Here is a 14402-nt window from a genome sequence, read left to right on the forward strand (position 1 = left end):
AATTCCGTACTTTTGTACCATGCTTACTCAACGTCAGTTGTTTTTACAACACAATGCACAAACCTCTCCGGAGCCATTGATGCTCGAATTTGTAAGAGCAAAAGGAATCTACATTTACGATGCACAGGATAAAAAACACATTGATCTTATTGCCGGTATAGGTGTGAGCAATGTTGGTCACTGCCATCCTGCAGTAGTTAAGGCCATTCAAGATCAGGCAGCAACCTATATGCACCTGATGGTTTATGGCGAATATATTCAAACACCGCAGGTTAATTTCGCGAAGGCTCTTGCTGAAATATTACCGACTAACTTAAGCTGCACCTACTTTTTAAACTCCGGAACCGAGGCCGTAGAAGGCGCTATGAAACTCGCCAAACGTTATACCGGCCGAAAAGGATTTATAGCCTGTAAAAACGCTTATCATGGCAGTACGCAAGGTGCAGAAAGTTTAATGGAAAGTGATTTTTATTCCGCCGGCTACGGTCCTTTCCTACCTCATGTCAGTTTTATTGAGCATAACAACCTCGCTGATCTGGAAAAAATCACTTCAGATATCGCAGCCGTTTTTATCGAGCCCATACAAGGCGAAGCAGGGATCCGTGTAGCAGATTTGCATTATATGCGCGCTTTACGTGCCAAATGCACAGAAACAGGCACCTTATTAATTTTCGACGAAATACAATCAGGTTTTGGTCGCAGTGGCAAAATGTTTGCCTTTGAGCATTACAATGTGGTGCCAGATGTGCTGCTATTGGCAAAGGGGATTGGCGGTGGAATGCCAATCGGTGCTTTTATCAGTTCCTTAGAAATCATGTCGGTTTTATCCCATAAGCCCATTTTAGGGCATATGACTACCTTTGGAGGTCATCCGGTTTGCTGTGCTGCCGGATTAGCTACCTTGCGTACCTTGATAGATGATCATATTGTTGAGGAAGTTGAAGAAAAAGGCCGGTTATTTAAACAGCTTCTAAAACATCCTGCCATTAAAGAAATAAGAGGCGAAGGTTTAATGCTTGCCGTTGAGTTTGAAAATTTTGAAATCAACAAAAAGATTATCGATGCCTGTATTTTAGATGGCGTACTGTCAGACTGGTTTTTACATTGCAGCAATTCTATGCGGATAGCTCCCCCCCTAATTATCACCAAGGAAGAAATTAAAGAAGCTTGCAAGACCATCCTAAAAAATATTAACTTAGTTGCAGGGTAAACGCATGGTCGCTGAGCGCAAAGCGCATGGCGGTAAAAAAACAAAATAAAGTTAGCTGAAATGAATGTATTAATCGTTGAAGACGAAAAAAGCCTGGCGCTTGAAATGGATGAATTCTTGAGCAAAGAAGGATTTATTGTTGAGCATGCCTGGAAAAAATCGTCTGCTGAAGAAAAGATTTTTGTAAATAATTACGATTTCATTTTATTAGACCTGGGCTTGCCCGATGGTGATGGTTTTGATATTCTAAAACAGCTGAAAGCCACAAAAGACCGCGATGATGCGGTAATCATTTTAACTGCCCGCAGTGCTGTTGACGACCGGATCAAAGGTTTGGATGAGGGTGCAGATGATTACCTGCCAAAGCCCTTTTCGCTAAACGAACTTTTAGCACGGATGCATGCCATTACGCGCAGAAAACATAAATTAGAAAAAAACGAGGTTAACATTCACAATTTCCTGCTAAATATTCAAAACAGAACAGTTTCTTATGGAGATGAAAGATTAAACCTAACCAAAAAAGAATTCGAAATATTTAACTATTTAGTGTTGAATAAAAACCGTGTGGTATCTAGAATGAGTTTAACAGAACATGTTTGGGGTGATATTTTAGAGGTTAACTCTGACTCAAATTTTGTAGATGTACATGTTAAAAATCTCCGGAAAAAACTCGCCGGGGTGACCCCAATAGATTGGTTTGAAACGGTAAGAAGTATAGGTTATAGAATTAATTGTTGAGCGTCGGGAAGTTAGAGGTCATTCATCTAAATGAAGTTACAGGTTAAGTTTTCTTTATACAATGCAGTAACCAAAGTTGCCATTATACTGCTATTGGGTGCGATTATTCTATTTTCATTAGATCGACTGGCCTACAACCAGCTTGATAACCGCCTGATCAAAAAGAAGAACAAAATCATCAAACATTTAAATGATAATGAGATTGACAGCCTTTTAAATAAAGAACAATCTTTTACCGACTATAACATTCTGAAGGAAGAATTTATTGTATTAACGGTACTTCCTGACAATCAGAAGGATTCAACTGCGAAGGTATTTACCGAAAAAAGAGAGATTGAGGGCGATATTGAAGTATACCGCATTTTAAACTATAAATTCTCATACCATAAAAACTGGTACAACCTGGAGATCGGCGAAACCATGACAGCGCTTCAGTCAATTAAAAATTCGATCCGTTTTTATATGTTGATTGTACTCGTTGCGGCATTGTTGATTACGTTGATAGCCGATTATACCTTTTCTAACTTTTTACTTAAACCGTTTTATCGCATTATTGATAAAAAGATCAACCTGGTTAATGATCCCAGTCATTATAATTACCAGAACATTCCCACCAGCACCAGCGATTTTAAAATCCTTGATAATAGCATAAACTCGTTAATGCGCAAAATAAATACCCTTTTCGCTTTAGAAAAGCAGTTTATTGCTAACGTTTCACATGAGTTGCTCACGCCAATTTCGATTTTGAGTACACGGTTTGAAAATATGCTCAGCACGCCGGATATTCCGGAAGAGCATGAAAATAAAATTTACGCTTCGTTAAAAACCCTGAACCGCTTAAAGCTCATCATCAATAGCTTGTTACTCATTTCTAAAGTTGAAAACAATCAGTACCTAAAAACCGAAGAAATTAGCCTCAAACAAGAAATTGATGATATATATGAGGATCTGGAAGATCGGATAGCGGACAAAAACATCAGTTATAGCGCCCACCTCTCTAAAGACTTTCATTTTACAGGGAATAAAGCCCTGATACACACACTTTTAATCAATATCATTAATAATGCGATTAAATACAACGTTGATCACGGAACGATTACCATAACCGATAAAACTGAAAGCGAAAAATACATCCTCACCATTAGCGATACCGGAACAGGTATGAGCAAAGAACTGGTAGAAAATGCTTTTGACCGTTTTAAAAGGGGAAATTCAGAAGAAAATGGATTTGGTTTGGGGCTCGCCATTGTACAAAGTATTGCCAGGTTCCATAAAATAGATGTTAATATCAAATCTGAAGAACAAAAAGGAACCAGCATTTCCTTATCTTTTTTAATATAAGGTTTGCTTATAATAACCAGCTGTACAAGTCCTGAATTTTATTTGAAGATCGAATCAGCGTAATAATTTTGGCAGGGGCTTTGCTTAGTATTAAACCAATCTGATCAGTAGAAAACATATTTTCATGAAAAACATTATCCCCATACTAGGAGCCGCCGCTTTATTGATGTCATCTTGCCAGGGCGGAACGGCCAAAAAAACGCAGGCCAAAATAGATTCCACTATTGTAGCCAATGCAGCTGTCACAACCGATTCGGTTCAGTGTTACCAATACATTAAAAACCGCGATACCGCTACCCTATCGTTAAAAACAGCGGATCAAAAATTTACAGGTACACTAGGCTACAATTTATACGAAAAAGATAAAAATGCAGGTACGATAGCCGGTGTTATTAAAGGCGATACCATTATTGCGAATTACACCTTTCAATCTGAAGGCAAAACCTCGGTACGGGAAGTGGCCTTTTTGAAAAAGGGTGATCAGCTTGCAGAAGGATTTGGTGATGTACAGGAAGTAAACGGACAAACTAAGTTTAAAGACTTAAGCAAACTGAAGTTTGATGGATCAATGACTTTCGAAAAAATTGATTGTAAATAATATCTCATCATCTCAAGATATCATTCGTCGTTTGAACCGTAGTGCCCGCCTGTGCGGACAGGCCTGCCCCTACCGGCGGGGAGAAATCTATTGTCTATTGATATAGATTTCTCGACTTCGTTACACTTCGCCCAAAATGAAGGTAACTCCAAAAAAAAATGATCACATGAATATCTCAGGAGGTGATGAATTTTACTTATCCCAAGTATTCGTCTATAAATCCTCAAATCTTTCCCAAAAACCATCAACCGGTAATTTGGCGAATATATTTACTGGTTCTTTTTTTACAGGGTGTATAAACTGTAACCTACGGGCATGCAGGCAAATGCTTCCTTTTCTGCTTCCGCGTGGATAACCATATTTATTATCGCCCATAATTGGACAGCCCATTGAGGAGAGCTGAACCCTGATCTGGTGCGACCGACCCGTTAATGGATCAACTTCCAAAAGATAGTAATCGCCTACTTTGGCTTTTACTTTATAAGAAAGTTCTGCCCGCTGACTACCGGTAACTTCCGTATGATAATAAGAAACTACATTTTTCTGTGGATTTTTAACCAGCCAATGTACCAAAGTAGCGGACTCCTTCTCCGGTTTGTTTTTTACCACTGCCCAATAAGTTTTCTTAACCTCTCTGTTTTTAAAAACGGCATTCATACGCTCTAAAGCCTTACTGGTTTTAGCAAATAAAATAACACCACTTACGGGTCTGTCCAAACGATGTACCACACCTAAAAAAGCACCATTGGGTTTGTTGTACTTTTTGGCGATATACTTTTTTACCTGTTCGTCTAATGGCTCATCGCCGGTTTCATCAACCTGCACAATATCACCCGCTCTCTTATTAATAGCAATTAAATGGTTGTCTTCAAAAAGGATGTCGTTATCGGTAATGGGCATCGGTTAGTTCATTGGTTCATCCGTCATTAGTTTATTTGTTAAAGCAAATCGTCTAATGCAAAAGTTTATTGTTAATCGGTTAGCTGTTTAATGGTTTAAAGTTGGATGATTATTTGGGCTTGAAACAACTTCAAACGCAAAATGCCAACTCCAAACTTAATACTGTTCTTTATCGTTCGGAAAATCATTTCCTTTTACGTCGCGGATGTAAGATTGTGCTGCGCCTAAAATTTCGTCATAAAGATTGATATACTGGCGTAGAAAACGAGGTTTAAATCCTTTGGTTAAGCCAATCATATCATTCACCACCAAAACCTGTCCATCACAGTGTGGGCCGGCACCGATGCCGATCGTGGGGATATGCAAACTTTCTGTAACTTCCTTGCCTAGTGCGGCAGGTATTTTTTCTAATACGATGCCAAAACAACCGGCAGCCTGTAAAGCCAAAACATCAGTTTTTAATTTATTTGCTTCTTCCTCTTCCTTCGCCCGAACGGTATATGTTCCAAATTTATAAATAGATTGAGGGGTTAAACCCAAATGTCCCATTACAGGAATTCCTGCTGTAATAATTCGCTGAACAGATTCGATAATTTCTTCTCCGCCTTCCAGTTTAACACCGTGAGCACCTGATTCTTTCATAATCCTGATCGCTGAATTCAAAGCTTCTTTCGAATTTCCCTGATAGGAGCCAAAAGGTAAATCAACCACAACAAATGCACGTTTAACGGCTCTGATTACAGATGCAGCATGATAGATCATTTGATCTAATGTGATGGGCAAAGTTGTTTCATGACCAGCCATTACATTAGAAGCAGAATCGCCAACCAATAAAACATCTAAACCTGCATCATCCAAAATGGTTGCCATCGAATAATCGTAAGCCGTTAGCATCGATATTTTCTCACCACGTTCTTTCATTTCCTGTAAAATATGCGTGGTAACGCGTTTGATTTCTTTATGTACCGACATAGGATTTGTTTTGTGTTGCCAAAAGTATTGTTTTTTCTTCAATTAAGCTGAAAGACCGAAGGTAAAAGACCACGGCAACCTCAAACTAAAATCATTTTTATACAAATGGATTTCACTGCTTTCTGATTTGGTCTTTCAACTTTCCGCTTAACCTTATTTCATTTTTCTCTTTACATTCCCAATCTAAAAATCTATCTTTGTACCCCGAAATGGAAGGGATATATTCATCTTTTTTTGTACCCTGCAAATACGGCTTTACGGCCGAAAGCCATTCTTTTTTCAACTCTTTTTTAAATCAAAATCCATATTGTAATTACCATGACTAACTACACCAAGTTACCTGCGATTTTATTACTGGCCGACGGCACGGTTTTTTACGGCAAAGCGGCCGGAAAAATTGGGACTACCACTGGCGAAATTTGTTTTAATACCGGGATGACAGGTTACCAGGAAATTTTCACAGATCCAAGTTATTTTGGGCAGATAATGGTTACCACCAATGCACATATCGGTAACTATGGTATCCACAAAGATGAAATCGAGTCAGGCTCGATCAAAATTGCTGGTTTAGTGTGCAAAAATTACAATATCGTTTATAGCCGTAAAGAAGCTACAGAATCTATTCAGGATTATTTCCAAAATGATAACCTGGTTGCCATTGCAGATATTGATACACGTGCATTGGTACGCCACATCAGAGACAAAGGTGCTATGAATGCAATTATCTCTTCTGAAATTACCGATCTGGAGGAATTAAAGCAAAAACTGGCCGAGGTTCCATCCATGGAAGGATTAGAGCTGTCTTCTAAAGTAAGTACCACCGAACCATATTTTTACGGCAACCCTGAAGCAAGTTTAAAAGTGGCAGCCCTTGATCTGGGTATCAAGAAAAATATTTTGCGCAGCTTTGAAAACCGCGATATCTACGTTCAGGTTTTCCCAGCTAAAACTACTTTTGCCGAAATGGAAAAATTTAGTCCTGACGGCTACTTTATTTCGAACGGCCCTGGAGATCCTTCAGTGATGCCTTACGCAGTAGAAACGATCAAAGAGATATTAGCTGAAGATAAGCCATTATTTGGTATTTGCCTGGGTCACCAGCTATTAGCAGAAGCTAATGGTATCGGCACCATGAAAATGTTTAATGGTCACCGTGGATTAAACCACCCGGTAAAAAATATCATCAAAGATCATTGCGAGGTTACCTCACAGAACCATGGTTTTGGTGTAATTCCCGATGAGGTTAGAAACTCCGATAAAGTAGAAGTTACACATGTTAACTTAAATGATAAATCTATAGAAGGTATCCGTGTTAAAGGTAAAAAGGCATTCTCGGTTCAATATCACCCAGAATCTTCACCAGGTCCACACGATTCGCGTTACTTATTTGATGATTTTGTTGAAGTAATGAAAGGTGAATTAGCCTGGTAAAGTTTAGTTTTTCTATTAAAGCATTAAAACACTGCTCATTTTTATTGGCAGTGTTTTTTTATTTAAATTAGAATATGTTTAAAAAGCGCTTCCTAATATTATTTGCTGTTTCGATAACTCTGTTTAGCTCCTGCATCTCCAGGTTATCAAGACCGGCCATATCAGGCACAATATTAGATTATGATAGCAAACCTATTGCAGGCTGCAAAGTTGGCGAAACCATTACCGATGCTAATGGAAAATTTTTCCTCAAAGAAATCAGGTATAATAAATTTTTACTAACCGAACTTTTTACGATGGAGGCTCCTCCGCTTCATTTTTCTGAGAATATAAAAAAAGAAGGGTATCTAAGCTATAATATAGAGGGCTTTAACCGTTTTGGTGGCGGACAAAGCAAAGGCGCATCTATCACGATAGACACCGTATACCTCAAAAGGATAAATGAGGTAATAAAACCGGAGGATTACATCTATACAAAATGGAAATTTTCAGCAAATAAAAACCTGGATACTTTATACGGCATCAATGAAAACTTCAGGCTTCAAAACCAAATAACAAACAATATGGATTTTGTAGAAAAGATCCAATATGGATTAATCTATAAATTTAATTCAGCCAAGAAACCAGATAGCGCCTGGAGTACCGAATCATACAATCTGAAAACCACCTATTTCGTATCGCTTAAGCCTGATGGTACCTATTCTGGAAAAAAGGTACTGGAGTATCAAAATCCCTGGAAACACAGAATGGAATATGAACGTATCTACAGGGAATCTTATGTTATTCCGAGCGACAGTATCCGCACCAGCGGAGCATTCATTCTTTCGAAAGACAAAATCGTTTTTGATCAGACATTTAATCAAGCAAAAAACAGTTATATAATAGATTCGATAGACCGGGACATCATCATTTTAATCAGAAAAAAAATTAAATGATGGCTTTACCTACCCCAAACATCATTTTACCGACATTTTCGCCTATGTATTCAAAAATTCATTTCCTATTCATTTAAAGCTCCTTACATTCGCAACATGGAAACAAAAAAAGCCATTATCAGTATTAAAGATCTGGTTAAAAAATATGATGATTTCGTGGCCGTTCATGGGCTAAGCTTTGAGGTGTTTGAAAATGAAATTTTTGGTCTGCTTGGCCCTAATGGTGCTGGCAAAACCACTACGCTCGAGATTATCGAAACGTTACGCGCTAAAACATCAGGCGAAATTATCGTTGACGGTTTTTCTGTTGATCAGCACCCCCAAAACATTAAACAGATTATTGGCGTGCAGCTACAGGCTGCCGGTTATTATCCAAATCTAAACCTGATCGAACTGATTGAACTTTTCGCAGGTTTATATGGCGCCAATATCAAACCGATGGAGATGTTGGAGAAAGTAAACCTTCAGGATAAGGCCAAAGCTAAATATAAAGCCCTTTCAGGCGGACAAAAACAGCGCTTCTCTATCGCTACAACGCTCATCAATCAACCAAAGATTATTTTTTTGGACGAGCCTACAACAGGCCTCGATCCCCAGGCCCGCAGGAATCTTTGGGACCTGATTACCGAAATCCGCGATGCAGGAACAACAGTGGTAATTACTACACATTACATGGACGAGGCCGAACAGCTTTGCGACCGTGTTGCATTTGTGGAACGCGGACAAATTATCGCTTTGGATACGCCTGACAACTTAATAGACAAATTAGTAAACAGCGGTTTTGAGCGTAAAAAAGAGGTTAAAAAGGCCAATCTGGAAGATGTATTCATAAATCTTACCGGGCAAGAATGGCGTGAATAAGCCCCCTAGCCCTCATAAGGGGGAAACTTGAAACCTAGTATGCTTCATACATTTTTTTAAATAAAATCCAGCAGAATCAATATGCAAAAAGATATACACGAAAAAAATTCAAACTCCTTTTCAGGGGCTGGGGGTTATAATAACCTTACAGCAACCCTAGCCCTTGCAAAAGCAAGTTTCCGTTCTATCATGCGGAGTCCTTCGGCGGTGGTTTTTACCCTAGCTTTCCCCTTGATATTTATTCTTGTATTTGGCTTTTTAGGTGGTGGCGGAACCCATATCGATGTTGGGGTAACACCAGGTTCGGATGTAAATAACCCGGTAATGGGCATGCTGGAAAAAACAGGGATGATCCGTTTAGTAAAAGATAAATCCAAAACCGAATTTGCTAAATTACTGGAAAAGGGCAACGTTGATGCCATGATTGATGTGCACAGAAAAGTCAATTCTGCAGCCTATTCGGTTAATGTGGTTTACACTTCGGCATCAAGAGATAAAGGAGGAATTTTAAAATCGGTTCTAAATAACATCTTTTACGATAAAACCTTAAAGCCCAACGTTGCAGAAATTAAAGAAAGCACCATTACAGGTCGCGAGTATAAAACGATTGATTTTATCCTTCCCGGACAGTTGGGCTTTTCGCTATTGAGCACCGGTGTTTTCGGAACAGCATTCGTTTTCTTAAGTTTGCGCCAAACTTTAGTGATCAAACGCTTTTTTGCTACTCCGGTAAGGCGCTCGAGCATTGTAATTGGCGAAGGGATTGCCCGTATCGGTTTTGCTTTAATCGGTGCTTTATTTATCATTTTGATTGGCCATTTCTTTTTTGGATTCACACTTGTAAATGGCGCACTCACGGTCGTCAACATGCTTGTACTGGCCACACTCGGCATTATTGTATTTATGGGCTTTGGCTTTATTATTTCTGGCATTGCCAAAAGCGAGAGCATGGTACCCCCAATATCGAATATCGTAACTTTACCACAGTTTTTATTATCGGGCACATTCTTTTCTATCGAGGCCTTCCCTGGCTGGCTACAGCCGATTAGCAGGGCCTTACCGCTTACCTATTTAAATGATGCCATGCGTAAGGTAGCTTTCGAAGGTTTAGGACTGTGGGATGTTAAATTCCAGATCATGATTCTATTGCTCTGGGGAATTGGTATTTACGCAGTTGCGGTAAAAGTATTTAAATGGGAATAAGATAGTTCAAAAGTAATTTAAAATGATAACAACCCGTTATCATTTTTTTTTGGAAAAATTTTAATATCGGATAGCTTTATTTTCATAATCATCCGATAATTAATACCTTTGGGTATGTGGGATTTTGATTTAAGCGATTTAAAAGAGCTACTGCCTCAAATAGAAAGGTTATATGAAAAAAAGGCCAGGTTAGAAACTTCAAGGCCATTGCCCAATAGCGCGCTAAACCGGATCAGAGAAGATCTCACACTTGAGTGGACATATAACTCAAACAGTATAGAGGGAAATACATTAAGCCTGAAAGAAACTCAAATGGTTTTACAGGAAGGCATAACGGTTAAAGGCAAATCGCTACGTGAACATTTCGAAGCTTATAACCATGAGAAAGCCATTGATTACCTCCATACCTTAGTCAATAAAGATTATATCCTGAGGAGCATTGACATTTTATCGCTTCATGGCCTGGTGCTCAGAAGCATTGAAGATGATTATGCAGGCCGTTTAAGAAATGGCGGGGTACGCATTGTAGGCGCAAACTTTACACCACCTAATGCTAATAAAGTTTCTGATTTATTAGATCAATTGATCACCTTTGTCAATGATAATCCATTGGGCTTAAACGATATTTTATTATCGAGTATTTTCCATCATAAACTCGTTTGGATCCATCCTTTTTTTGACGGGAATGGGCGTACCGTGAGGCTTGCCATGAATTTACTCCTCATGCGCAAGGGCTTCCCCCCTGCAATCATTCTCAAAAACGACAGAAAGAAATATTACGAAGCACTTAATCAGGCTAACAAGGGTAAGTATCATAAACTTTGTTTATTGATGCTGCAGGCTTTAGAACGTTCGCTAAATATTTACATCAATGCACTGCCTGGAAACGATTATGGCGATTATGAGCCCATATCCAATATCGTTTCAGAACCTGATGTTCCTTATGGCCAGGAGTACGTAAGCTTGTTGGCCAGGCAAGGCAAAATAGATGCTTATAAAGAGGGAAGAGATTGGCTTACCACCAAAGCTGCGGTACAAAGCTATATCAAAACACGCAAAAGAAAACGTTAACCTTTTTTAACTTTTTGAGAGATGATATTGGCGTAATTTTACCCAAAAATATTTAATGAAAAGTTTGTTCATCTTTTGCGGTATTTTGCTTCTTTTCAGTAATGCGCAAGCACAATTTAAGTTCCTGGCAAACAATAGCTCTGAACAATACAAGGCTAAAATCTTTGTCGATAAATGTGAGGGAAATGCCTGTAGCGGAAAAGCCACCATTATTGTTTATGATAAGGTTAATGATAGAGAAATAGACATTTTTCATTCCGAAGACCTGGATTTCGGCTTAACCGAAAGTCAAAATGCTAAACTTGGATGGCTGGAACTTGGAAAATATCAGACACCTTTAATTTTCGGCGATTTCAATTTCGACGGACTGGAAGATATTGCGATTAGAAACGGCAATAACGGTGCCTATGCCAGTCCTTCATATGACATTTATTTATCATCAAAAGAAAATAAATTTTTAAAGAGCGGGGAACTGACCAAACTGGCCAGCGAAAACCTGGGCATGTTCGATATTGACAAACAAACAAAGCAAATCGCTATTCATCAAAAAGATGGTTGTTGTTTTGATAAGACTGTAAACTACAGATTCAACGCTAAAAATTTACCTTACGAAGACTCATCGATCATTGAAGATTCGAGCATTGCAGATGTAGTTACGGTTATTACGCAAAAGATCGTTGATGGAAAAGTAAAAAAAACGGTGCAGAAATTTAAACTGAAAGATTATTATAATCAGTAAACCGAATTTTCAACCATAGACACACAGATAAACTAGGATTTCAAGTATTGTCAACCTGACCTGTAGCGCAGCGGAAAGCTACGTAGTAAATTCATTTCAGGGTCTATCCTTTATCAAAGATGCTGAGCACGAAGTAACTACAAGGCAATTGACAATAATATCTCTTCCTTGTAAAATAAATTCAGCATGAAAATTTTTACCATCACTAATTCCAGTCGCACCGTTACGTTACGACATCCAATTTTCATTCGATAGATCTCTCCCCGCCTGTACGGGCAGGGCACTCCGCTATGCTGCGGTCTAGATCACGACCAATCATGAAATCTTTTTTATAGTGCAGCCTTAACCAAAAACGGCAGTATTTCTTTCTGAAAACTCACAAAGTTCTTCCGTACGTCAGAATCACTAACTGAAGTAAACGCGAATGAAAACACAATACTTTTACTTGCTTTGAGCAAAAATGCCAAACCTTCCCTTCTTGCCGGATTATTTTTAAAGTTATCCAGCTGCAGGTAAGCGGCCAATAGTAAAGCTTCAAGCTGATCTGATAAATGTTTCAAAAACTCTTGTGAGTTTGCATTTTCACGCACAAAATCCCAGCCGATAAATTCATTACATGCAGTAAACGACAGGCGACTGGTTTTCATTACCAGTGCTTTTAAGTGTTCTTCTTCTGAAGCGTAACTTACTTTGTTGTTTAATATTTCGTAAAGGTTCTGATCCAGATAATCCATTAAAATACTATCCAGAACCTGCTCTTTACTCTCAAAATATTTGTAAATAGTTGCTTTGGCAATACGGGCCTTTTTGGCAATTTCGTTTACACTGGTTTTATGGTAACCGTATTTTCTAAATAGTTCTTTGGCAGCCTTTTTTACTGTTTCTTTTATTTTTTCAGCTTCCATTCTAATTGCTTACGTGTAATAGTGTATTGCCTTGCAAACTAATATTGTATGCTTTTAAGCTTCTTACGGCAGGTGCTTTTTGCGGACTTCCATCAAGCAGTGAAAATTTTGCGCCCGAACAAGGGTCGGTAGCCGTTACACCGCTATCATCTGGTGCTACCTTGCAAATCTTTTCCGGGTTTACCGTACTACATCGATCGAAGGCAACGTATCCCCCGAGTGGTGTTTTTACAATCAATAATCCACCTACTCCGTTGTTTGAAACGACTAAGACATTGTTTACGGCCTTTAGGCTAAACTCCGTTATCGTCACATTATAATTTACAGGCACATCAGGAATAAAACCCTCGTCTTTACCACAACCCGTAACCATCAGGAGTACAAACAATATGCTATATAAATATTTCATCATTAAATTAAAGCAGATTTAAATTGCTTTAAGAAACGTACATCATTCTCAGAAAATAAACGGAGATCTTTAATTTCATATTTTAGATTGGCGATACGCTCTATCCCCATTCCGAAGGCGAAACCACTGTATTTTTTTGAATCGATGCCGCAGTTTTCCAAAACATTCGGATCTACCATACCGCAGCCCAAAATTTCTACCCAACCACTATATTTACAAAGCTGGCAACCGGTACCTTTACAAATGGTACAGGAAATATCCATTTCTGCAGATGGTTCGGTAAACGGGAAATATGACGGACGGAAACGAACTTTTGTACCCTCACCGTACAATTCCTGTACGAAATAAAACAAAGTTTGCTTTAAATCTGCAAATGAAACATTTTCATCCACATACAAACCTTCTATCTGGTGAAAAAAGCAATGTGCACGGGCAGAAATGGCTTCGTTACGGTAAACACGGCCTGGCATAATTGCCCTGAAGGGTGGCTGACCTTGCTCCATCATGCGTACTTGTACAGAAGAGGTATGGGTACGTAAAGCAATATCACCTTTCTCACCTCCTTTTTTAATAAAGAAAGTATCTTGCATATCTCTTGCCGGATGCTCTTCAGGGAAATTTAACGCCGAGAAATTATGCCAGTCATCTTCAATTTCAGGTCCTTCTGCTACCGTAAAACCCAGTTTCGCAAAAATCTCCACAATTTCCCTACGTACAAGGGCTAATGGATGACGTGAACCAATCTCGATACCTTCGCCTGGCAAAGTTAAATCCAATTCCGAACTTTCACTTTTGGTACCGGTGTTTTCTGTAGCTTCTTTAAGTGTAAGGTATTTTGACTCGGCCAATTGTTTAAACTCGTTTAAAACCTTGCCCAACGATCTTTTTTCTTCCACAGAAACCGATTTGAATTCGTCGAAAATCTCTTTTATGATGCCTTTGCTTCCTAGATATTTAATGCGGAACTGCTCTAACTCGTCTGCCTTCTCCGTTACGAAAGCATTAATCTTCTCAGTATACTGTGTTATTTTGTCCTGTAACATGGCTTCAAATATACGGCAAATTATCCAATAATTTCATGGCATATGG

General features: G+C 38.8%; 15 protein-coding genes. 10 read left to right on the top strand and 5 right to left on the bottom strand.

What is annotated here, in order from left to right; all coding sequences use genetic code 11:
• Positions 1–19 precede the first annotated feature (19 nt).
• From QZ738_RS07270 to QZ738_RS07285, 4 genes are all read left to right on the top strand, one after another.
• Positions 20–1210 (top strand): aspartate aminotransferase family protein, encoded by a 1191-nt coding sequence (locus QZ738_RS07270; RefSeq protein ID WP_293786083.1) that lies wholly within the window; start codon positions 20–22, stop codon positions 1208–1210.
• A gap of 60 nt (positions 1211–1270) precedes the next feature.
• Positions 1271–1948, top strand: a complete 678-nt coding sequence (locus tag QZ738_RS07275; RefSeq protein WP_293786085.1) for a response regulator transcription factor — start codon at positions 1271–1273, stop codon at positions 1946–1948.
• 30 nt (positions 1949–1978) lie between these two features.
• Positions 1979–3289, top strand: coding sequence for a HAMP domain-containing sensor histidine kinase (locus QZ738_RS07280; protein WP_293786087.1), 1311 nt, complete (start codon positions 1979–1981; stop codon positions 3287–3289).
• Positions 3290–3413: 124 nt separating this feature from the next.
• Complete coding sequence (locus QZ738_RS07285) at positions 3414–3887, top strand: hypothetical protein (protein ID WP_293786089.1); 474 nt, start codon at positions 3414–3416, stop codon at positions 3885–3887.
• 213 nt (positions 3888–4100) lie between these two features.
• Here the strand turns inward: QZ738_RS07285 and QZ738_RS07290 are convergent, their stop codons facing one another.
• Positions 4101–4787: an RluA family pseudouridine synthase gene (locus QZ738_RS07290; protein WP_293786091.1), complete on the bottom strand. Its 687-nt coding sequence runs from the start codon at positions 4785–4787 to the stop codon at positions 4101–4103.
• A gap of 156 nt (positions 4788–4943) precedes the next feature.
• Positions 4944–5759 (bottom strand): 3-methyl-2-oxobutanoate hydroxymethyltransferase, encoded by an 816-nt coding sequence (panB, locus tag QZ738_RS07295; RefSeq protein ID WP_293786093.1) that lies wholly within the window; start codon positions 5757–5759, stop codon positions 4944–4946.
• 318 nt (positions 5760–6077) lie between these two features.
• Between panB and carA the strand changes: the two genes are divergently transcribed.
• From carA to QZ738_RS07325, 6 genes are all read left to right on the top strand, one after another.
• Positions 6078–7190, top strand: a complete 1113-nt coding sequence (carA, locus tag QZ738_RS07300; protein ID WP_293786095.1) for a glutamine-hydrolyzing carbamoyl-phosphate synthase small subunit — start codon at positions 6078–6080, stop codon at positions 7188–7190.
• A 74-nt stretch (positions 7191–7264) separates the two neighbouring features.
• Complete coding sequence (locus QZ738_RS07305; protein WP_293786097.1) at positions 7265–8125, top strand: hypothetical protein; 861 nt, start codon at positions 7265–7267, stop codon at positions 8123–8125.
• Positions 8126–8221: 96 nt separating this feature from the next.
• A complete protein-coding gene (locus QZ738_RS07310; RefSeq protein WP_293786099.1) occupies positions 8222–8986 on the top strand; it encodes an ABC transporter ATP-binding protein in 765 nt (254 codons plus the stop codon).
• An 81-nt stretch (positions 8987–9067) separates the two neighbouring features.
• Positions 9068–10189 (top strand): ABC transporter permease, encoded by a 1122-nt coding sequence (locus QZ738_RS07315; protein WP_293786101.1) that lies wholly within the window; start codon positions 9068–9070, stop codon positions 10187–10189.
• 114 nt (positions 10190–10303) lie between these two features.
• Positions 10304–11260 (top strand): Fic family protein, encoded by a 957-nt coding sequence (locus tag QZ738_RS07320; RefSeq protein WP_293786103.1) that lies wholly within the window; start codon positions 10304–10306, stop codon positions 11258–11260.
• Between the two features lie 55 nt (positions 11261–11315).
• Positions 11316–11999 (top strand): hypothetical protein, encoded by a 684-nt coding sequence (locus tag QZ738_RS07325; protein WP_293786105.1) that lies wholly within the window; start codon positions 11316–11318, stop codon positions 11997–11999.
• 329 nt (positions 12000–12328) lie between these two features.
• Here the strand turns inward: QZ738_RS07325 and QZ738_RS07330 are convergent, their stop codons facing one another.
• From QZ738_RS07330 to pheS, 3 genes are read right to left on the bottom strand one after another with little or no spacing between them, the layout of a single operon-like run.
• The gene (locus QZ738_RS07330) at positions 12329–12904 is read right to left on the bottom strand and encodes a TetR/AcrR family transcriptional regulator (protein WP_090501759.1); all 576 of its coding nucleotides are present in this window, start codon (positions 12902–12904) and stop codon (positions 12329–12331) included.
• Position 12905: 1 nt separating this feature from the next.
• Complete coding sequence (locus QZ738_RS07335; protein ID WP_293786107.1) at positions 12906–13316, bottom strand: hypothetical protein; 411 nt, start codon at positions 13314–13316, stop codon at positions 12906–12908.
• Entirely contained in the window at positions 13316–14356 is a 1041-nt protein-coding gene (pheS, locus tag QZ738_RS07340; RefSeq protein ID WP_293786109.1) for a phenylalanine--tRNA ligase subunit alpha, read from the bottom strand. The genes QZ738_RS07335 and pheS overlap by 1 nt, the downstream gene beginning before the upstream one ends.
• Between the last annotated feature and the right edge of the window lie 46 nt (positions 14357–14402).

It is taken from the genome of uncultured Pedobacter sp. (genome assembly GCF_913776295.1).
GTDB lineage: Bacteria > Bacteroidota > Bacteroidia > Sphingobacteriales > Sphingobacteriaceae > Pedobacter.